Genomic DNA, 19,955 nt, shown 5'->3' on the forward strand with positions numbered 1-19,955 from the left:
TTACTCCACCTCAATCGCCGTTGCTTCTTCAACCATATCCCCATTTAATGACCATGTTTTCGTTCCGGTGATTTTCACTTTTACGATTTTGCCAATAGCGGATTTTGGTCCTTTGAAGTTCACGAGCTTATTTTTCGTTGTATAACCTGCTAATACTTCCGCATTCTTCTTGCTTTCGCCTTCAACGAGCACTTCAACAATCTGTCCATCATACTCTTTCATTTTCAATGCGCACGTTTCATTTACAAGGGCATTCAAGCGTTGCAGACGTTCCTTTTTCACTTCCATCGGTACATTATCCTGCATTTTCGCAGCCGGTGTTCCCTCACGTGGTGAGTAGATGTAAGTATATGCTGCATCGAAACCAACTTCACGGTATAATGACATCGTTTCTTCAAAGTGCTCTTCCGTTTCATTCGGATAGCCTACAATGATGTCCGTGGTTAGCGATGCACTTGGGATAGCTTCCTTGATTTTTTTAACTAGCTCTAAATATTGTTCGCGTGTATACTTACGGGCCATGATTTTAAGTGTTTCCGTACTTCCCGATTGAACTGGAAGATGGATATGGTCAACGAGATTTCCGCCTTTAGCCAGTACTTCAATCAAATGATCATCAAAATCACGGGGATGGCTTGTCGTAAAACGAATACGCGGAATGTCAATTTTACGGATTTCATCCATCAAATCGCCGAAACGATAATCGATATCCGTAAAATCTTTACCGTAAGCATTCACATTCTGTCCAAGCAAGGTTATTTCCTTGTAACCCTGTGCCGCTAAATGACGGACTTCCTGGATGATATCTCCAGGCCTGCGGCTTCTTTCTTTCCCTCTCGTGTACGGTACGATGCAGTATGTACAAAACTTATCGCAGCCATACATGATATTGACCCATGCCTTGGTTTTTCCTTTACGCACTTTCGGAAGGTTCTCGATTACATCACCTTCTTTAGACCAAACCTCAATGACCATTTCCTTGGAAAGATACGCTTCATTAAGAATTTGCGGCAGGCGGTGGATATTATGCGTTCCGAAAATCATATCTACAAAATGGTGCTTCTCTAGAATCCGCTTTACAACTGTCTCCTCTTGTGACATACAGCCGCAAACCCCAAGCAATAGATCCGGCTTTTCCAATTTCAATGATTTTAAATGCCCCAATTCACCGAACACTTTATTCTCTGCGCCTTCCCGAATCGCACAAGTGTTAAGTAAAATGACGTTAGCATCATCCACCGAGTCTGTCGCCTGATAACCAAGTGCCATAAAGATGCCCGCCATGACTTCTGTATCATGTTCGTTCATTTGACAGCCAAAAGTACGAATGTAAAACTTTTTACCTTCTCCCATTCCGCGGAAACCTTCAGGAATGGCAAAGTCATCATGATATTCTACTTCTTCTTTTCCTCGCTTTTTCGCATCCTTTAAGGAAGGCGGAATATAAACGGCTTGAAAGTACTTACTGAAGTCCTTTTCGGATTTTTTGTCCGCTGGATTCTCAGCCTGTACTTGTTGTGATTCTAATCGTTGTTTCTCGTTCATAGTTAATCTCCTTTCAAAATAGTTAGTTTATTTCTTTCACCAACTATTCCAAGACCTATCTTCAAATGGATTTATACGGATTCCTTTTTAAGAATTTCCAGTAAATATTAGCTATTAAGTGTGATATATCCACATTATCATAGTATAAAGCTTTTAACAGCAAGAAACAATCATTCTGTCGTGGCTTCTTCAATTGTAAGAAATTTTTCACAAATATTGAAAATAAGAACATGAAAGAAGAGGCTATGACGAAGTTAGCCTCTTCTTATCATTTTCGGATGACGCTTTCCCCTTTCAAGATTTTTCAAATGAAGACCATGCAATTTTCACCTTATCAGGTGTTCAAGGTATAAGGAGAACCTTACCACACTGACCTTTGATCATCAGTTCAAAGCCCTTTTCAAAATCACTAAGTAAAAACCGATGGGTAATCATTGGTTTTACATCAACCTTGCCACTTTCAAGCAGACTTGAAACCTGTTGCCAGGTTGAAAACATCTTCCTTCCAGTTATCCCTTGGACAGTAAGACCCTTGAATACGATATCCTCTGTTATATTAATCGTAACGGGCTTAGAAGGCAGACTTAGAATGGATATTCTTCCACCATTGGTCGCCATCTTGAACCCTTGTTGGATAGCTGCAGGGTTACCGCTCATTTCACAAACAACATCTACCCCATCCCCACTTGTAATGCTTTTCGTGATTTCCACTGGATCCTGATTAATTGAATGAATGAGGTGTGTGGCACCCATCTTTTTGGCTAGCTGAAGTCGATAATCATTAATATCAAGAGCGATTACTTTATCAGCACCTGCGGCCTTTGCTACAGCAATCGCCATAAGCCCAATTGGACCACAACCGATTATTGCCACCGTTTTACCCAGCACCTCGCCAGCTAGCACTGAATGGACGGCATTCCCCATCGGTTCTTGGATGGAAGCTATATCGAGTGGCATATCACTTGGATTTTTCCATAAATTCTTGGCTGGCAGAGCTATATACTCTGCAAAGCACCCTTGTTTATCAACACCGATAATGTTTGTTTTTTTACAGATATGGAATTGCCCGCTTAAGCACTGCCTGCATGTACCGCAAACGATATGTGTTTCGGCAGATACACAATCACCAACCGAAACATTGCTGACACTTGCTCCTATCTCGATTACTTCCCCAGCAAATTCGTGCCCAAATACGTATGGCGGGCTCACCCTTCCTTGTGACCATTCATCCCAGGTGAAAATATGAATATCCGTTCCGCAGATCGAGGTCATCTTCACTCGAATCAAAACCTCGTCATCACGAATGGCCGGTATATCGACAACTTGTAATTGTGCCCCAAAACCTCGGTGGTGTTTGACGATGGCATTCATTTTACCTCTCAACATGTACATTCCCCCTGAAATAGGGCTGTTCTTTTTCATCTACCTTAATATGTAAAGATATGAAAAATCAATCACAAAAATACCATAATCCCTTTTGTACCGGCCTTTTCACATTAATAATGATGATTTTTAGGCATTCGTACATTTTTGTTAAATGGGCCATGTTTCTATAGCATCTTGTCCGCTCTCGAATAAGATATCTTGTACAACAAAAACAATGAAGGAGTGACTTATATGTCATGTGGATGCAATAATCATGATCGGGACCGCGATCGGGACAGAGATAACGATAGAATCGCAGACGATTTTTGTCGTGCTGTGAGGGGCTGCAATAGGCGCGACCGCGACCGGGATCGTGATCGGGACCGGGATCGTGATCGGGACCGGGATCGTGATCGGGACCGGGATCGTGATCGGGACCGCGATCGGGACCGCGATCGGGACCGCGATAACGATAGAATCGCAGACGATTTTTGTCGTGCTGTGAAGGGCTGCAATAGGCGCGACCGCGATCGGGACCGTGATCGAGACCGTGATCGGGACCGCAATTGTCGCAGAAGGAATCGTTGCAATTTCTTCGGCTGTGGATTCAATAACGGTTGGTGGTAAGCTAATCCAAGGAGGCTAGTGATTCTCTCTACTTGAGCTTTCCAGTTAATCACAAAAAAAGGTTCACCCCATCTTAAGGGGTGAACCTTTTAACTTTTACATAAATTCAGCAACAAGCTTATCAAAATGCGCTTGATCCAGTGACAGATCTGATTTATTTAACGAATCTTCAGCATACCCTGGCACTAATTCCTGGTACGAAGGGCGTGAAGAATCTTGATAAATGATCCCCGTCACAAGGCTGTCATGCTGCATCAAAGTCTGCATGGCCTGTTCTTTATTTGAAGAATCATAGCCTTCAATACTGTTCAATTTAGTTAAGTTTTGTTTAAACCAATCATACGTATTGATCTTATTGTATGTTACGCAAGGAGAGAAAACATTGATAAAGGAGAATCCTTTATGGTTTATCCCTGCTTCAATGATCGCAGTAAGATCTTTCAAGTCAGTGGAAAAGCTTTGGGCGACAAACGTAGCGCCAGCTGACAATGCTAATTCCATAGGTGAAACAGCCTGTTCTATTGATCCTTCTGGAGTGGATTTCGTTTTAAATCCAGCAGCGGATCTAGGAGAAGTCTGGCCTTTTGTCAATCCATAAATTTGGTTATCCATGACAATATACGTAATGTCGATATTACGGCGGATCGCATGGATGGTGTGTCCCATCCCGATTGCAAAACCATCTCCGTCACCGCCTGAAGCTATAACGGTCAATTCACGGTTGGCCATTTTTACTCCTTGGGCAATTGGCAGTGAGCGGCCATGGATGCCGTGGAAACCATATGACTTGATGTAACCGGATATACGCCCTGAACAGCCGATACCGGAAACAACGGCCAAATTCTCCGGCTCCAATCCCACATTGGCTGCCGCACGCTGCATGGCAGCCTGAACGGAGAAATCTCCGCAGCCAGGACACCAGTTTGGTTTTACATCATTCCGAAAATCTTTAAACGTTGCCATATTCGAACATCTCCTTGCATTGTGTGTGAATTTCATGCGGGAGGAATGGGTTGCCATCATATTTTAGGATGCTTTTTATTTTATTAACATGTCCGACATTCATCTTGATAATATTAGCCAATTGTCCAGTCGCATTATTTTCAATAACTACTACTTTCTTAGCACTTTGCACCAATGAAAGGACTTCATCAGCTGGGAAAGGATGAATCAAACGGATTTGCGCATGATTCACTTTCATTCCATCCGTTTCTAAACGGCCAATCGCTTCATCAATCGTCCCGCGTGTTGAGTTAAAACCAAGAATTAATAAATCCGCTTCTTCATGCGGTGTGTTTTTGTATACTGGTGTTTGGAATGTGTTAGTTAAATTATTCAGCTTACGCATCCGTTTATCCATTTGCAATTTGCGATTCAAGGCCGTCTCGGAAGGTCTGCCCGTTTCATCATGTTCAACACCCGTAACATGGTGAATTCCATTTTTCATACCAGGCACTACCCGTGGTGAGACTCCATCTTCCGTTACTTCATAACGCTTGAAGTAAGATTTGTTTTCAGGCTCTTCAATTTCAAAGTCAACCAATTTTCCGCGTCTTATCTCCACTTTGCCGTAATCAAGCGGCTGAACCGTCTGTTTACCTAATGATAGCTGTAAGTCGGATAAAACGATAACCGGACATTGATATTCCTCTGCAAGGTTGAATGCTTCTGCCGTATCATAAAAAGCTTCCTCAACAGTACTCGGAGCCATGACGATTTTAGGTATTTCACCATGTGTACCATAAATCATGGCCATTAAATCGGATTGCTCCTGTTTTGTAGGAAGTCCCGTAGATGGACCTCCACGTTGAGTATCGACGATGACAATTGGCGTTTCGGTAATGCCCGCTAAACCAATCGCCTCCATTTTCAAGGAAAGCCCAGGTCCAGCTGAAGCTGTGATGGCACGTACACCGCCATAGTTCGCACCGATTGCCATTGTGGCTGCCGCGATTTCATCTTCAGTCTGTATGACCGTCCCGCCAAATTGAGGAAGTTTCTTAATTAAGTATTCCATAATTTCCGAAGCCGGAGTAATCGGGTAAGCTGCCATGAAGCGGCAACCGCCTGCAACTGCGCCTAAAGCGATAGCATCGTTTCCGATCATGAACATTCGTTTTTGACCGTCTGCCTTTTCCAGCTCCATTGCGCCCAGTTTTTCTCCAAGCAACACTTCCATTGCCTTATATCCGGCAGTAATGGCATCCATATTCTTCTTAACGATTTCTTCACCTTTACGGCCGAATATTTCATCAACCACATCGTTGAATACGGAAATTTCCATTCCGAGAACAGCACATGTCGCACCGATGGCGACCATATTTTTCATTAATGATGTTCCTAATTCGGCTGCTATTTCCGTAAAAGGAACAATATATAATTCTGCCTTTGTATCTTCTGGGCAGACAGGTTTGAATTTTGCATCTGCAATTATGATGCCACCCTCATGTAATTCTTTATAATTGACGTCAATTGTTTCTTGGTCAAAAGCAACTAAGATGTCTAAATCATCAGAGATAGCACGAGTTTCCGTAGTACTTACACGAATTTTGTTATTCGTGTGTCCACCCTTGATTCGGGATGAGAAATGACGGTAGCCATACAAGTAATAACCTAAGCGATTGAGGGCAATACAGAATATTTCTCCTGTACTTTCAATACCTTCACCTTGTTGTCCGCCAACTTTCCATGAAAGTTGATTGATCATGTCTTACACTCCTTTAGGACGTTCGTATATAAATGCATTTAACCGCACCTCTCTTAGAACATTCAACTATGTATAATTATCGTTCTAATTTAGGAAAGGTGTACTAAACGCTTTCAATTCTATCGGTTAAATCATCAAATTGCAACCTTTTTGCTTTTATTTTTTATATTTTCAGAATATTTATTCATATCTATATAGTAAGAATTGAAAATCACTTAAGATATATCCTTTTCAAGCGGAAAATTACGAGTGAAATTATCAAAAAGGAGACCTTTTACAAACTCACTGGAATAATGCCTGTTCAATTCATTTATTAAGTTATGATAATCCTTATATGACGTTAAATTCTCTACCATATGATCGATTCCATCGAAGTCGGACCCTAATCCAATTTGTCTTTCCCCGCCTAAACTGCATATATGCTCTATATGTTTCAAGATATCCTTTATCGTAACCGGGCCATTTGCTAGAAATTGCGGGACAAAGGTTACGCCGATCACCCCATTTTTCTGTAAAAGGGCTTTTATCTGCCCATCCTTTAAATTTCGCGGATGCGGACAAAGATGATAAGCATTCGAATGGGAGGCGATCGGGAATTTCGCCAACTTTAGGGTGTCCCAAAATCCAGCTTCAGATAAATGGGATAAATCACACCAAATTGACTTCTCGTTCAGTAGCGCGACCACCTCCGTTCCAAATCCTGTCAAGCCGCCCCCTCTTGTTTCCAATGCTCCATCCGCTACCAAGTTAGCGTAATTCCAAGTCAGACCTACAGAGGATACTCCAAGATGAATAAGGGTTTTCAGTTTCAACAAATCATTCCCAATGCAATCGCACCCCTCCAAAGTTAGCATTGCACCGATTTCCTTTTCTTTTAAAGATTCGATGTCTGCCTTGGTCTTTATAAATTTCAATTCCGGCTCCGACAAAATCTTTTCATGAAAAATATCCACCATCGCCAAAGCCGCTTGAAATCTCATATCAGGGTGGACTTTTTCAGGAATATATATGGCAAAACACTGGACTTTTCCCCCTTCGTCCAATAAACCCCGCTTTGTTATATGTAATTTATCACTATTTGTAAAAGAAATATCCGGATCGATGAACATCTTCATCAGCACATCACAATGTGCATCAAAAATCTCCAATGTAATCCCCCTTCCTGTACTTTTTTATGATTATATATACCATTATAAAGCGACACGGACCTTTCGTCATTTGGAAGTCACGACAAAAAAGTGCCTGCTCGCCATCCGACAAACAGGACACCCAAACATGCAATTATCTTGGTTCAATGATTAGTTTTATTGCCGTTCTCTCTTCGCCATCAATAAGTATATCTGTAAAGGCAGGAATACAAATCAAGTCAACTCCACTAGGTGCGACAAACCCTCTTGCGATTGCTACTGCCTTGACGGCTTGATTTAACGCACCTGCACCGATTGCTTGAATTTCGGCTGCTCCTCTTTCCCTGAGCACTCCCGCTAGTGCGCCTGCTACAGAATTAGGATTAGATTTTGCTGAAACTTTTAATATTTCCATTCCTAGTCCTCCTTGTTTTCCCTGCCGATTCTAACTTGGCTCAATAGTTATAACACTTTCCACTGCTACTATATTCATCAAGTAAAACTTGTATGACAAAGAAAACCGGGATTGTACACCATTTATTAAAGAATGGAAAAACGGATGGCAGTTTGACTGTCCATCCGTTCGAATCAATGGTAAAAGGGATGATCTTCGTTAATCAGGATCCTTTCTATCTTCTTTGCCTTGCCAGTTTTCTCATCAATTTCAAGGAGAACCCCACTTAATAGGGTCCGTCCCTCTTTTGGGACTTCGAAACGAACTGGCAGGCTGGTCAGGAACCGATGGATGACTGCCTCTCTTTCCATACCAAGGATGGCATCATATGGTCCTGTCATGCCTACATCTGATATGTAAGCGGTGCCTGCAGGTAATATACGGTTATCGGCTGTCTGGACGTGTGTGTGTGTACCAACGACGGCTGTAACCTTACCATCCAGGAACCACCCCATGGCTTGCTTTTCACTTGTCGCTTCACCATGAAAATCGACAAAGATGATCGGTGTCTTTTTTCGAGCCTCCGCCACTAGTTCTTCCGCCTTTTTGAACGGACAGTCCAAATCCGGCATGAACGTTCTCGCTTGCAAATTGATGACCGCTATTTCATGCTGGTTCAATTTTAAAAATTTCATACCTTCTCCGGGTACCCCGTCTGGAAAGTTTGCTGGACGGACAAGATATTTCGCTTCATCAATAAAGTTGAAAATATCACGATTATCCCATGTATGGTTTCCCATGGTCACTGCCTGCGCTCCCCACTCTAAAAAACAGCGGTAAATCTTTTCTGTAATCCCCCGGCCACTTGCTGCATTCTCGCCATTGATGACCGTGATATGCGGACGATACTTTTCTTTTAACTTAGGAAGGTATTCTTGGATCATGTCACGACCTGGAGATCCCACTACATCCCCTATAAATAGCAATTTCATTGTAAAACCCTTTCTGGATTCACCTAATTATATGAATTATTCAAGTATGTATTGTAACATAATTTGGGGTAATTATAAGAATTACGCTTAACGATTCATATCGGAAAAAGAAAAGACGAAGTGGTTTGCACCACTTCGTCTTTCACTAACAATTATTTGGCATATTCAACTGCTCTTGTTTCACGGATGACCGTGACTTTTATATGACCTGGGTAATCGAGCTCTTCTTCAATCCTTTTCCGGATATCACGTGCGAGTCGATGTGCCGAAAGATCATCGATTTGTTCTGGTTTCACTAGAATCCGCACTTCTCGTCCGGCTTGAATCGCAAAAGATTTTTCCACTCCATCATAGGACTCGGAAATTTCCTCAAGCTTTTCAAGTCTTCTAATGTAATTTTCAAGCGTTTCACTTCTAGCTCCCGGTCTTGCAGCTGATAATGCATCAGCGGCAGCCACAAGCACTGAAATGATGGAAGTTGGTTCCGTATCGCCATGATGTGAAGCGATGCTGTTAATGACAGTTGGATGCTCTTTATATTTGGTTGCTAATTCAACGCCAATTTCAACGTGACTGCCTTCCACTTCATGATCGATCGCTTTCCCAATATCATGCAATAAACCTGCACGACGGGCAAGAACTTCATCCTCACCAAGCTCAGCGGCCAGTAAACCTGAAAGCTGGGCCACTTCAATTGAATGTTTAAGTACGTTTTGCCCATAACTGGTACGGAATTTCAAACGTCCTAGTATTTTGATGAGATCTGGATGGAGACCGTGAACTCCAACTTCAAAAGTAGTCTGTTCACCAATTTCACGAATATGTTCATCTACCTCACGTCTTGCTTTGTCAACCATTTCTTCAATGCGAGCCGGATGGATCCGTCCGTCCTGAACAAGTTTCTCAAGAGCCAAGCGTGCCGTTTCCCGTCTAATTGGATCGAATCCAGATAAAATGACAGCTTCAGGAGTATCATCAATAATAAGGTCAATACCTGTTAGCGTTTCTAACGTCCGGATATTTCGTCCTTCACGTCCGATTATCCGTCCTTTCATTTCATCGTTTGGAAGATTTACTACAGAAACGGTGGTCTCTGCAACATGATCAGCCGCACAACGCTGAATGGCAAGAGAAAGGACTTCTTTTGCTTTTTTATCAGCTTCTTCTTTGGCACGGGTATCACTTTCTTTAATCATAAGCGCTACATCGTGAGCAAGCTCGTTTTCCATTCGGTCTATAATGATTGCTTTAGCCTCTTCACGAGTTAAACCGGAAACACGTTCAAGCTCTGTTTGCTGCTTACGAACCATCTCTTCCACTTTGCTTTCCATCTCTTCAATATGCTGTTGTCTTTGGTTTAGAGAATCATCTTTTTTCTCCAAAAGGCTCTCACGTTTGTCTAACGTTTCATCCTTACGGTCCAGATTCTCTTCTCTTTGCAATAACCGATTTTCTTGTTTTTGTAATTCGTTCCTTCTTTCACGGGCTTCCCGATCCGAATCGGCACGAACTTTATGAATTTCATCTTTTGCTTCCAACAAGGCTTCTTTCTTAAGTGCTTCCGCTTCACGTTTTGCATCCTCAAGGATGTGTTCTGCAGAGCCCTTTGCCCCTGCTATTCTACTCTCAAATTTTGATTTGTGAATAAAATAACCAACAACTGCACCGACGATTAGGCCAAGCAAAGTGAAGATGATTGTCATGGGTTCCATCGTTTCACCTCCCCTTGCTATGAACTTTTTACATAAAATGTTGAACTGTCGGCAAGTACATTGCACATAAATTCAATATACAGCACTTAATTTTCAAAATTTTAGTTTGAAAAATTGTAAAATATACATATTAATTGTATAGTTGAGAATTTTTATTGTCAAGCGTTTGTCCCTTATGTATCAATGATTATTCAAGTTTTCTTAATATCAACCATCATAATGTACAGCATTCATTATGGAAGAAGTCTGTAAATCTGATTACAATGCCATTTAATCCGCTGAAAATTTCGCATTTTTCTTAAAATATACAGAAAAGGCCTAAGCGAATAAGCTTAGGCCTTTTCCAAATATCATTAATCAAGCAATTCAAAATGCTCTTCTGTTTCATTTTCTTCTGGTGGTAATTCATGCTCTCCATCAAGATTATAGTGATCTCTGATTTTCTGAGAAATTTCCTGAGCGATATCCTGATTTTCTTTCAGGAACAGCTTCGCATTTTCACGGCCTTGTCCGACACGCTCTTCATTGTATGAATACCATGAGCCGCTTTTAAGGACGATATCAAGGTCTGCACCCATATCGATGATTTCACCTTCCTGTGAAATCCCTTGACCATACATGATGTCAACTTCTGCTTGGCGGAATGGTGGAGCAACCTTGTTTTTTACAACTTTGATTTTCGTTTTATTACCCACGATTTCATTGCCTTGTTTTAATTGCTCCGCACGGCGCACTTCCAGACGAACAGTTGAATAGAACTTCAATGCCCGGCCTCCCGGAGTCGTTTCTGGATTCCCAAACATAACACCGATTTTTTCACGGACTTGGTTAATGAAAATGGCAATGGTATTTGATTTATTAATGGAACCAGACAGTTTTCTAAGTGCCTGAGACATCATCCGGGCTTGGAGACCCATATGGGAATCTCCCATTTCGCCTTCGATTTCAGCTTTAGGAACAAGTGCTGCCACCGAGTCAATGACAATGATATCTACCGCTCCGCTTCGAACTAACGCTTCAGCAATCTCTAAGGCTTGTTCACCCGTATCAGGCTGTGAAAGCAGTAACTCATCGATATTCACACCAAGTTTTTCTGAATATGCTGGATCTAAAGCATGCTCGGCATCAATGAATGCAGCCGTCCCGCCAGTCTTTTGTACCTCTGCAATGGCATGTAATGCTACAGTCGTTTTACCGGAGCTTTCAGGTCCATATATCTCAATGACCCGGCCTCTTGGATATCCGCCCACTCCCAACGCTACGTCCAATGCTAAAGAACCGCTTGAGATCGTTGAAATCCTACGATCAGTCTGTTCCCCAAGTTTCATAATCGAACCTTTACCAAATTGTTTCTCAATTTGTTTTAACGCCATATCTAAAGCCGCTTGACGATCACTCACTCAATTTCCTCCTCTATATTCAACTAATCGGCTGTCCGATTAAAGGTGTACTTACGTTAGCAATTATTCAAGATCAAGGTTTGTACCCTGTCTCAAAACCTATCTTTACTATATACTCTTTTTACTATTTTGCCAAGCAAAAAGTCGAACATTCATTCGTTTTTTTCTTTCGGGATATTCTTTGTAAAAAAGCGTTTTAGCTTAAGGAAATCTCCATTTCGCTTCACTTACTCCCTAAAAAAAAACATTTTCATTGAATTAACTTTTTTCTTTTTTCCCTATTTTTCAAGAAACAAACTTCTAAAACCAAATAAAAAGCAGAGCTGTAAAAAAGCTCTGCTTATGGCGTTTATAAATCCCTTAATAAGTAATGACAACCGTACTTCACACTCCGAATACGGTTTTGCGCCCTGCTTCCGGAAAGATTCAACTCCTTGAAGTGAGTGTTTCCATCCCGATAGGAAATGCCAATAAATACTGTACCTACAGGCTTGCCTTCTTGTTCGTCCGGCCCCGCAACACCCGTAAAGCTTATGCCTACATCCGCATCGAGCTTACTCCGGACATTAGAGGCCATTTCCATTGCACACTCACCGCTGACCACCCCATACTCAGATATGGTATCATCACTGACGCCGAGGACATTGGACTTCGCATCATTCGTATAGCAGACCATTCCGCCCTTAAAGACTTTACCGGCGCCCGGGATGGTTGTCAGCTGTTCTTGGAACATCCCCCCGGTCAAGCTTTCAGCTGCCGCGATTGAAAGCTTGCGGACCGTTAATTCTTTTACAAGTTCCTTTATTAGCGAAGTATTATCACTTCCATAATGGAACTTTCCGACCCGGCTAAGAATTTCTTTTTCCGTTTCTAAAATAAGTTCTTCGCATTTTTCTTTAGAAGGGCCTTTGGCGGTGATCCTTAACGTCACTTCCCCTTCGGCTGCAAGCGGAGCGATTGTCGGATTCGTTTGATTGACAAGGAGATCTTCAATCACCGTTTCCAGTTCGGCTTCACCTATACCGTAGAACCGAAGAACCTTGGAATCGATCCGTTCATGCTTTTCCAATTTATTCATGATTTTTTCATAACCATAACTTAAAAACATCGGCTCCATTTCACTTGGTGGACCAGGCAGGAGCATATATGTAATCCCAGATTTGGACAAAACCATTCCCGGGGCCATGCCATGATCGTTTGCCAACACTTCACTGCCTTCCAAGACAAGGGCCTGCTTTTTGTTGTTTTCCGTCATCGGCCGTTCCCGTTTTTGGAAGTAAGCTTCAATGGATTGCAAAGCTTCATCATTAAAAACGAGCTTTTTCCCGATATGGCGAGCAATCGTTTCTTTCGTTAAGTCATCTTTGGTAGGACCAAGCCCACCGGTAAAAACAATCAAGTTCGCCCTCGATTCAGCGATTTCTATAGCTTGTTGTAATCGGCGGTCGTTATCTCCGACCACAGTATGGTAAAAAACGTTGATTCCCATTTCCGCAAACTGCTGCGATAAGAATCTTCCATTAGTGTTATTGATTTGACCTAAAAGAAGCTCTGAGCCCACTGCAATGATTTCTGCATCCATCTTTTCAAAACCACCATTCGTTTTACTTTGAATTAACAAATACTTCTTTGTTTTTTATAAAATAATCCAAACCTGACCAGATTGTAAAGATTAATGCAATCCATAATGCGATATTGGCAAATGGAAGTGAAATGAGGGCAAATGGAAGATTATGCAGCAATAAAGCCGAAATAGAAACAATTTGTGCCCATGTTTTAATTTTACCTAGCTGGTTCGCTGCAACCACTTCCCCTGTACCCGCTAACACCAAACGCAATCCAGTGACTGCAAACTCGCGACTTATGATCACGATGGCAATCCAAGATTGACCGTACATTAAATCTAGATCAACCAAAACGATTAAGGCAGCCGAAACCAGAAGTTTATCTGCCAATGGATCTAAAAATTTCCCTAAATCAGTAATCATATTATATTTTCTGGCAAAATGGCCATCGATCCAATCCGTAGTGGAAGCGATTATAAAGAGGATGGCTCCAGCCAGGTGTGCCACTGGCAAACTGTATTCTCCCCAAGTCAGTGTCCCCCATGAAAAAGGAACGAGCATGATGATTAAAAATACTGGTATTAAACAGATTCTTGCTACTGTAATCTTATTAGGCAGATTCAAAACTTTTACCTCCAAAATTTACGCCTGCCATTTGGGCAATGCGTCTTAGATCTAAAATAATGCTTATATGTATAATTTAACTCAAAATCCAATCTTATATGCCGGGTGAACCATTTCCCGCCGCCTTACTATTATATAGAGCAAAAATAGTCATCTATAAGATGACTATTCGGCTTTCGTAAATTGTATCGTAACCAATTGCGTATTCACTTCAGTCGGTGAAATGGAATACTCCAGCTTCTCATCATTCACATAAATCTCAGTTTCATATGCCCTGCCTATATTGATGACAGCTTCTTTTTCATTGGTGAAATCAATTTCCTGGCTTTTGTCCTTTTCGATAGTGCCCTGGAAAAGTAATTTACCTTCACCATTTTTTATGCCGACCCATGGTGAGCCTTTGGAGGTCACCTTTAATTTAAAAGTATCGGTATTTTTTAATTCATACGTACTATTTTTACCGCTGGAACTTGTGACGGCAAGATTTTGCTCTTTCTTTTCATCTTTGACAACAGCATCATCTTCATTCTTCTCGTCAGATGACTCAGATTTTTCTTCATCCTGTTTTTTGTCTGCATTCTCTTTTTCTTCGTTAAACCCATCACTTTTATTGTAGCCCACAGCTTCATTCTCTTTAGCGTTCTTTTTATCATCATTATCTGGGTTACTCATATAATTCGATACCAGTACCCATATCAAAACGGCCGCACCAATGACTAAAACGACAGCCAGGATCCTCGGTAACATTTCCACAACCTTTGAATCTCCTGCCGGAATGGTTTTCCGGGATTGGACCCGTGAAAGCTGTTCTGGCAATTCCTCACTATAGACCGATGGTATTTCATTCTTATATTGTTCGAAAATCTCTTCTGAATCCAGTCCGACCGCTTCACAATATTGCTTTATGAATGCCCGTACATAGAACTTTCCAGGCATCATACTGTAATTTCCCTCTTCAATGCCAATGAGGTAACGCTTTTGGATCTTTGTTAATTCCTGCAAATCTTCTAGGCTAAGACCTTTGGCTTCCCTAGCTTCCTTTAATCGATTACCCAATTCAGTCAAATAAAACACCTGCCATTTTAAAAGTCAAAGGAACCAAAATCAGACCCTGAAAACTGGTCTTTTTGGTCGACAACTTCATATGTTATTTCTTCTTCAGGATTGTTTCTCAATTCAATAATATAATCAAAGTCTTCGAGGGTATACTCCGTATTTTGGACAAAAACATCCGGATGTTCGATTACTTTGACAGCATCAAGCCTCATTATTTCACGAATCAACTGCCAATGACGCTCATTTGCACGGCGAGTGGAAACAATTCCATCTAAAATGAACAAATTATCATTATTATATTCATCCTCAATAAGCTGGCTGCGGATAGTCTGCTTTAAAAGGGTCGATGACACAAACAACCATCTCTTATTAGCACAAACACTCGATGCTACGATAGATTCAGTTTTTCCGACACGGGGCATCCCTCGGATCCCGATCAATTTATGACCTTCCTGTTTAAATAGCTCGGCCAGGAAATCGACAAGCAAGCCTAGTTCATCACGAACAAACCTAAAGGTGTTTTTCTCATCGGCATCGCGCTGAATATAGCGTCCATGCCTGACTGCGAGGCGATCACGTAATTTAGGTTCCCTAAGCTTAATGACCTTTATCGTATCCATCGTACGGAGAATTGACTCGAATCTTTCTATATTACGGCTGTCTTTGGCCAACAAAAGTAACCCACGCCTGCCTTCATCTACCCCGTTAATGGTGATGATATTAATGGAAAGCATACCCAGAAGGGATGAAATATCCCCTAATAAACCAGGACGGTTGACTTGAATTTCATATTCAAAATACCATTCTTTATTATCCACGATAACACTCCTTAAGCCTAAAAGCTTTTGCCCTAATCATGGGCAAAAAACTTATCCATCGTAAATTTCAAGGTCTGAACACTTTAATATTAATTGTCTAGCTTCTATAATATAGCATTTCGTGATAAGTTAAAAGGAAAAACCCTATAAAAGTATTCATTTTTATATAAGAGGACAAATAGTCATCCCCCTAGAATCCAAAAGGCCCTGTTAATTAATAACAGGGCCTTTGGATTGATATTTTACTTCGTTCCATTGTTCTCGACTAACTTGACCATGACACTTGCCATGGCATGTTTTTCTTGATCGCTTGCGACTGACCAAAGATCAGCAAGCACTTTCTCTTGATCATTCTGGGGCTCAACCTGATTAGCTAGGTAATCACCGATTTCGTAAGCCAAGTTGTTAACAGCGCCTTCTGACAAGCCTTGTTGTTCACCTTGATGTAATCTGTCGCCTAAGAAGTTTTTCCATTGATCCCAATTGTCCAGTACAGACATGAATGGTCACCCTTTCCTTCAAAATAGTACAAAGATATTTTGTGAAGGAACCGAGGAAATTATACATGTCTTTAAAAAAAATCATGTGTACCATCCGCCATTTACGCCTAAAATCTGCCCGGTTATATAGGACGACTTGTCGGAAAGCAAATAGTATACGGCCTCCGCGACTTCTTTGGAATGCCCCATCCTGCCCATCGGGATATCGCCTTTGATGATTTCCAGATCTTCTGCACTGAAAGATTCGAGCATGGAAGTGGAAATCGCACCGGGGGCAACGGCATTCACCCGGATTCCATTAAGCGATACTTCTTTGCTAAGCGCCTTGATAAAAGCATTTTGGCTGCCTTTGACCATTGAATATAATACTTCACAAGATGCACCTGTCTGCCCCCAAATCGATGTGACGGCAACGATGGCAGCCTGTTCTTGGTACATAAGCTTTGGAAGCAGTTCCTTTGTTAATTGGAAAGGGCTCGTTACATGCAGCTGAACCATTTCAGTAACGATAGTCTCATCCATGTCAGATATAAGCCCGTAATAGCTATTGCCACTATTAAGGACGATTGCATGGAGGGCAAAAATATTTTCCGCCAATTTCTTGTAGCCGTCCGGTGCAGCCAAATCCGCTTGTATCGGAATAAGTTCGACTTGATGAGGCCTCAGTTCTTCAATCAGGGCAAGTATCGCTTCTTCATTGCTGTTATAATGTAAATAAAGAGAGTAATTCTCCTCGGCGAGCTTTATAGCGATTTCCCTGCCGATTCCTCCACTGGCTCCTGTAATAAGGGCAAAACGTTTCCCCACTTTCACGCCCCCTTTATATTATTTCGGAAGTACCTGACAGACTGTCATCCGTTCATCGGATATTAAATCCTTGGCGACCTCCCTGATATCCTCGATGGTTAATTTTTCCAATACCGATACAACATCGAACAAATTCATATCATTGAATGCATATCTGGTGAATTGATTCGCTATATATTCCGGCGAATTCAAGGAACGGAGGAAAGAACCGATTTTTTTCTTGATTGTCCTTTGCAGGCTTTCTTCATTCAGGCCGGTTCCGGCTTTTGATTTTTGCAGGATACCGAATAAAGACTCCGTCAACTCATCAGGTTTGGCACTGTCCCCGCCAATTAACGCAAACCCAAAACCTTGTTCCTGTGTGTAATCATATGAGAAGCTTTGATCGATCAACCCTTCCTCATACAGCTCCTCATGCAAAGGCGAACTCTTGCCAAACAGCATTTCCAAATAAATATTGGTCGCCAATTCCCTTTTCAAAAGCTGTAAACCGGATTGGTTTACATTGATGGCCTTGATGCCCAGCATCACTTTTGGTGTCTGGACATTCATCCTTAAGACTTCCTTTTCCTTGGCAACGATTTCCGGCTCTTCGTCAAATTTACGTTCCACTGCTGGTTGTTCGTTGTACCCTTTATCATTTTGGTTATCCCGAATCAGTTTCATGGTACTTTCGACATCTACCGGTCCTACAACGAATAGGAGCATGTTGCTAGGATGGTAAAACGTATTATAACATTCATAAAGCATATCTTTCGTAATACCTGCAATCGATTCCACAGTACCGGCAATATCGATTTTCACTGGATGCTGATGATACATATTGGCAATAGTCCCGAAATATAAACGCCAGTCTGAATTATCATCATACATATTGATTTCCTGCCCAATGATTCCTTTTTCCTTCTCTACCGTCTTTTCCGAAAAGTAAGGATCCTGGACAAAGTCAATTAAGGTAGTTAGATTCCTCTCGAAATCCGACGTGCTGGAAAATAAATAAGCTGTACGGGTGAAAGAGGTAAAGGCATTTGCAGATGCTCCCTGCTTTGAAAATTGCTGAAAAACATCACCATCTTCCTTTTCAAATAGCTTATGTTCAAGAAAATGGGCAATCCCATCTGGTACTTTTGAAAATTCCGTTTCATTCAATGGTTTGAAATGGTTGTCGATTGAACCATAATTCGTCGTGAAAGTCGCAAATGATTTATTGAACCCGCTTTTCGGAAGAATATATACTTCGAGACCATTATCCATTTTTTCATGGAAAAGCTCTTCTTTCAATTGAGTGAATGCTATTTTTTCCATTACCCTTGCACCTCCGCTTCCGTTAGGAAATAAATCGTATCAAGCTGGATCTTTTGACCAACTGCAATGATTTCTTCCTTTGTCGTCCGCTCTGTTTTTGCAAACCACTCGTCGAGTGATATATCCTGCCCGGAAATCACATTATGATATAAAATTTCCACAAGCCCTCTCGAAACGTCAATGGTTTCAAGGAGCTGGTTCTTAACGACCGCCTTTGTCTGTGCCAGTTCTTCATCGGAAAAGTTCCCTTGCTTCATTTCATTCATTTGTGCATGAATGATATCCAGTGCCTGCTTGTAGTTGGCATTTTCAATGCCGGCCATGACCATCAATAGCCCTTTATGACTTTCAAGCCTTGAAGCTGCATAATAAGCAAGGCTGGCTTTCTCCCTGACATTAATGAAAAGTTTGGAATGTGAAAAGCCGCCAAAAATCCCATTGAATAGCTGAAGAGCATAATAATCCGGATCACCGTATGCAACTTGGGTTCGATAACCGATATTCAACTTCCCTTGTTTCACATCCGAATTCTCGATGATTTCTTTTTCCTTCTCCACTGCCTTGCCCGTCTCCCTTGGCAGTCTAACAGGCTCACGTTCTTGCAACGACACATACTTGTCAGCCAGTGCCTCCACTTCCGATCCATCGATGTCGCCGATTACATATAAATCGATTTCATCTTCCGACAGCATTTTTTTATAGTAGGCGAATAGGGATTCTGGAGTTATCGTTTCCAAGTCTTGAAGATTACCGCTCGCTTCTAAAGCATATGGTTCGTTTTTGCACATTTCCTCTACTAGACGTGTAGCTGAATATCGCATTTTGTCATCGGAAATGGATTGAATCCGCTGTTTTAAAGAACGGATTTCATTGGAAACCGTTTTAGAGTCAAAGGCTTCGCTGTTTTTCTTCGGATTGAAGATCACCTCTGATAATAGCCCAAAAGCCTTTTCGAGAAGCGGGGTTGAATCACTAAGGAATTTTTCATTTACGATATCGATCGTAAAACTTATGATTTGATATTCTCCTTTTTTAGCTACATCGACATAAAACCCTGCTCCATATAAATCATCAAGATAAGATCGAAGCTCGGGTGTAGTAGGATATTTACTTGTATTGCTTTGTAACACATATGGCAGCAATGCACGATATGTAACGTCCTCTTTTGTCAACGGGGCTTTCATCTTCAGCACGAGAGTATTCGTTTTATATTTATCCGTCCGGACCACATGAAGCTTGTAGCCGCTTTTTTCCGTAATTGTATCGGAAGCAATAGACATGAATAATCCTCCTCATTATATAAATCACCTTTATTAGCTTATTGTTTGTAGATTGGAACCCTTTTAAACATCTACTTAAAATATACATGTGAAAGGAAAAATCATGCAAGTTACAGCTACTTTTTTTGGTT

17 protein-coding genes are annotated in these 19,955 nt (G+C 41.5%); all 17 read right to left on the reverse strand.

The window, feature by feature from the left end; translation table 11 throughout:
* The 17 genes from miaB to yfmF all read right to left on the reverse strand — a co-directional run bounded on the left by miaB (position 1) and on the right by yfmF (position 19,824).
* Positions 1–1,545: a tRNA (N6-isopentenyl adenosine(37)-C2)-methylthiotransferase MiaB gene (gene miaB, locus ACZ9AO_RS12160; RefSeq protein WP_048684706.1), complete on the reverse strand. Its 1,545-nt coding sequence runs from the start codon at positions 1,543–1,545 to the stop codon at positions 1–3.
* A 342-nt stretch (positions 1,546–1,887) separates the two neighbouring features.
* A complete protein-coding gene (tdh, locus tag ACZ9AO_RS12165) occupies positions 1,888–2,931 on the reverse strand; it encodes an L-threonine 3-dehydrogenase (RefSeq protein ID WP_476109153.1) in 1,044 nt (347 codons plus the stop codon).
* Positions 2,932–3,633: 702 nt separating this feature from the next.
* Entirely contained in the window at positions 3,634–4,500 is an 867-nt protein-coding gene (locus ACZ9AO_RS12170; RefSeq protein ID WP_476109154.1) for a 2-oxoacid:ferredoxin oxidoreductase subunit beta, read from the reverse strand.
* Positions 4,487–6,244 (reverse strand): 2-oxoacid:acceptor oxidoreductase subunit alpha, encoded by a 1,758-nt coding sequence (locus ACZ9AO_RS12175; RefSeq protein WP_034313511.1) that lies wholly within the window; start codon positions 6,242–6,244, stop codon positions 4,487–4,489. Before ACZ9AO_RS12175 ends, ACZ9AO_RS12170 begins: the two co-directional genes overlap by 14 nt.
* Positions 6,245–6,459: 215 nt before the next feature.
* Positions 6,460–7,392, reverse strand: coding sequence for a dipeptidase (locus ACZ9AO_RS12180; protein ID WP_476109155.1), 933 nt, complete (start codon positions 7,390–7,392; stop codon positions 6,460–6,462).
* A gap of 133 nt (positions 7,393–7,525) precedes the next feature.
* Complete coding sequence (spoVS, locus tag ACZ9AO_RS12185; protein ID WP_029281188.1) at positions 7,526–7,786, reverse strand: stage V sporulation protein SpoVS; 261 nt, start codon at positions 7,784–7,786, stop codon at positions 7,526–7,528.
* Positions 7,787–7,959: 173 nt separating this feature from the next.
* Complete coding sequence (locus ACZ9AO_RS12190; RefSeq protein WP_476109156.1) at positions 7,960–8,757, reverse strand: TIGR00282 family metallophosphoesterase; 798 nt, start codon at positions 8,755–8,757, stop codon at positions 7,960–7,962.
* A 152-nt stretch (positions 8,758–8,909) separates the two neighbouring features.
* Entirely contained in the window at positions 8,910–10,469 is a 1,560-nt protein-coding gene (gene rny, locus ACZ9AO_RS12195) for a ribonuclease Y (protein WP_034313519.1), read from the reverse strand.
* 353 nt (positions 10,470–10,822) lie between these two features.
* The gene (recA, locus tag ACZ9AO_RS12200) at positions 10,823–11,869 is read right to left on the reverse strand and encodes a recombinase RecA (protein WP_034313522.1); all 1,047 of its coding nucleotides are present in this window, start codon (positions 11,867–11,869) and stop codon (positions 10,823–10,825) included.
* A gap of 349 nt (positions 11,870–12,218) precedes the next feature.
* A complete protein-coding gene (locus ACZ9AO_RS12205; protein ID WP_034315395.1) occupies positions 12,219–13,451 on the reverse strand; it encodes a competence/damage-inducible protein A in 1,233 nt (410 codons plus the stop codon).
* Positions 13,452–13,473: 22 nt separating this feature from the next.
* The gene (pgsA, locus tag ACZ9AO_RS12210; RefSeq protein WP_034313524.1) at positions 13,474–14,058 is read right to left on the reverse strand and encodes a CDP-diacylglycerol--glycerol-3-phosphate 3-phosphatidyltransferase; all 585 of its coding nucleotides are present in this window, start codon (positions 14,056–14,058) and stop codon (positions 13,474–13,476) included.
* A 165-nt stretch (positions 14,059–14,223) separates the two neighbouring features.
* Entirely contained in the window at positions 14,224–15,132 is a 909-nt protein-coding gene (locus ACZ9AO_RS12215; RefSeq protein ID WP_311292726.1) for a helix-turn-helix domain-containing protein, read from the reverse strand.
* Positions 15,133–15,140: 8 nt separating this feature from the next.
* Complete coding sequence (locus tag ACZ9AO_RS12220; protein WP_034313530.1) at positions 15,141–15,932, reverse strand: DUF3388 domain-containing protein; 792 nt, start codon at positions 15,930–15,932, stop codon at positions 15,141–15,143.
* 242 nt (positions 15,933–16,174) lie between these two features.
* Positions 16,175–16,432, reverse strand: a complete 258-nt coding sequence (locus ACZ9AO_RS12225; protein WP_034313532.1) for a DUF3243 domain-containing protein — start codon at positions 16,430–16,432, stop codon at positions 16,175–16,177.
* An 81-nt stretch (positions 16,433–16,513) separates the two neighbouring features.
* Entirely contained in the window at positions 16,514–17,239 is a 726-nt protein-coding gene (gene ymfI / locus ACZ9AO_RS12230; RefSeq protein WP_476109157.1) for an elongation factor P 5-aminopentanone reductase, read from the reverse strand.
* Between the two features lie 18 nt (positions 17,240–17,257).
* Positions 17,258–18,544 carry an EF-P 5-aminopentanol modification-associated protein YfmH gene (gene yfmH / locus ACZ9AO_RS12235; RefSeq protein WP_476109158.1) on the reverse strand — a complete coding sequence of 429 codons (1,287 nt, stop codon included), beginning with the start codon at positions 18,542–18,544 and terminating at the stop codon, positions 17,258–17,260.
* Positions 18,544–19,824, reverse strand: a complete 1,281-nt coding sequence (yfmF, locus tag ACZ9AO_RS12240; RefSeq protein WP_476109159.1) for an EF-P 5-aminopentanol modification-associated protein YfmF — start codon at positions 19,822–19,824, stop codon at positions 18,544–18,546. The genes yfmH and yfmF overlap by 1 nt, the downstream gene beginning before the upstream one ends.
* Positions 19,825–19,955: the final 131 nt, after the last annotated feature.

Source organism: Peribacillus sp. TE19612, from assembly GCF_056279465.1.

What these genes read in the sequence shown, in the direction of transcription:
- ACZ9AO_RS12205 (WP_034315395.1), bottom strand. Translation starts at nt 13,451, where the DNA reads ATGGATGCAGAAATCATTGCAGTGGGCTCAGAGCTTCTTTTAGGTCAA.
- tdh (WP_476109153.1), bottom strand. Translation starts at nt 2,931, where the DNA reads ATGTTGAGAGGTAAAATGAATGCCATCGTCAAACACCACCGAGGTTTT.
- ACZ9AO_RS12175 (WP_034313511.1), bottom strand. Translation starts at nt 6,244, where the DNA reads ATGATCAATCAACTTTCATGGAAAGTTGGCGGACAACAAGGTGAAGGT.
- ACZ9AO_RS12190 (WP_476109156.1), bottom strand. Translation starts at nt 8,757, where the DNA reads ATGAAATTGCTATTTATAGGGGATGTAGTGGGATCTCCAGGTCGTGAC.
- ACZ9AO_RS12170 (WP_476109154.1), bottom strand. Translation starts at nt 4,500, where the DNA reads ATGGCAACGTTTAAAGATTTTCGGAATGATGTAAAACCAAACTGGTGT.
- rny (WP_034313519.1), bottom strand. Translation starts at nt 10,469, where the DNA reads ATGGAACCCATGACAATCATCTTCACTTTGCTTGGCCTAATCGTCGGT.
- ACZ9AO_RS12225 (WP_034313532.1), bottom strand. Translation starts at nt 16,432, where the DNA reads ATGTCTGTACTGGACAATTGGGATCAATGGAAAAACTTCTTAGGCGAC.
- yfmF (WP_476109159.1), bottom strand. Translation starts at nt 19,824, where the DNA reads ATGTCTATTGCTTCCGATACAATTACGGAAAAAAGCGGCTACAAGCTT.
- spoVS (WP_029281188.1), bottom strand. Translation starts at nt 7,786, where the DNA reads ATGGAAATATTAAAAGTTTCAGCAAAATCTAATCCTAATTCTGTAGCA.
- miaB (WP_048684706.1), bottom strand. Translation starts at nt 1,545, where the DNA reads ATGAACGAGAAACAACGATTAGAATCACAACAAGTACAGGCTGAGAAT.
- yfmH (WP_476109158.1), bottom strand. Translation starts at nt 18,544, where the DNA reads ATGGAAAAAATAGCATTCACTCAATTGAAAGAAGAGCTTTTCCATGAA.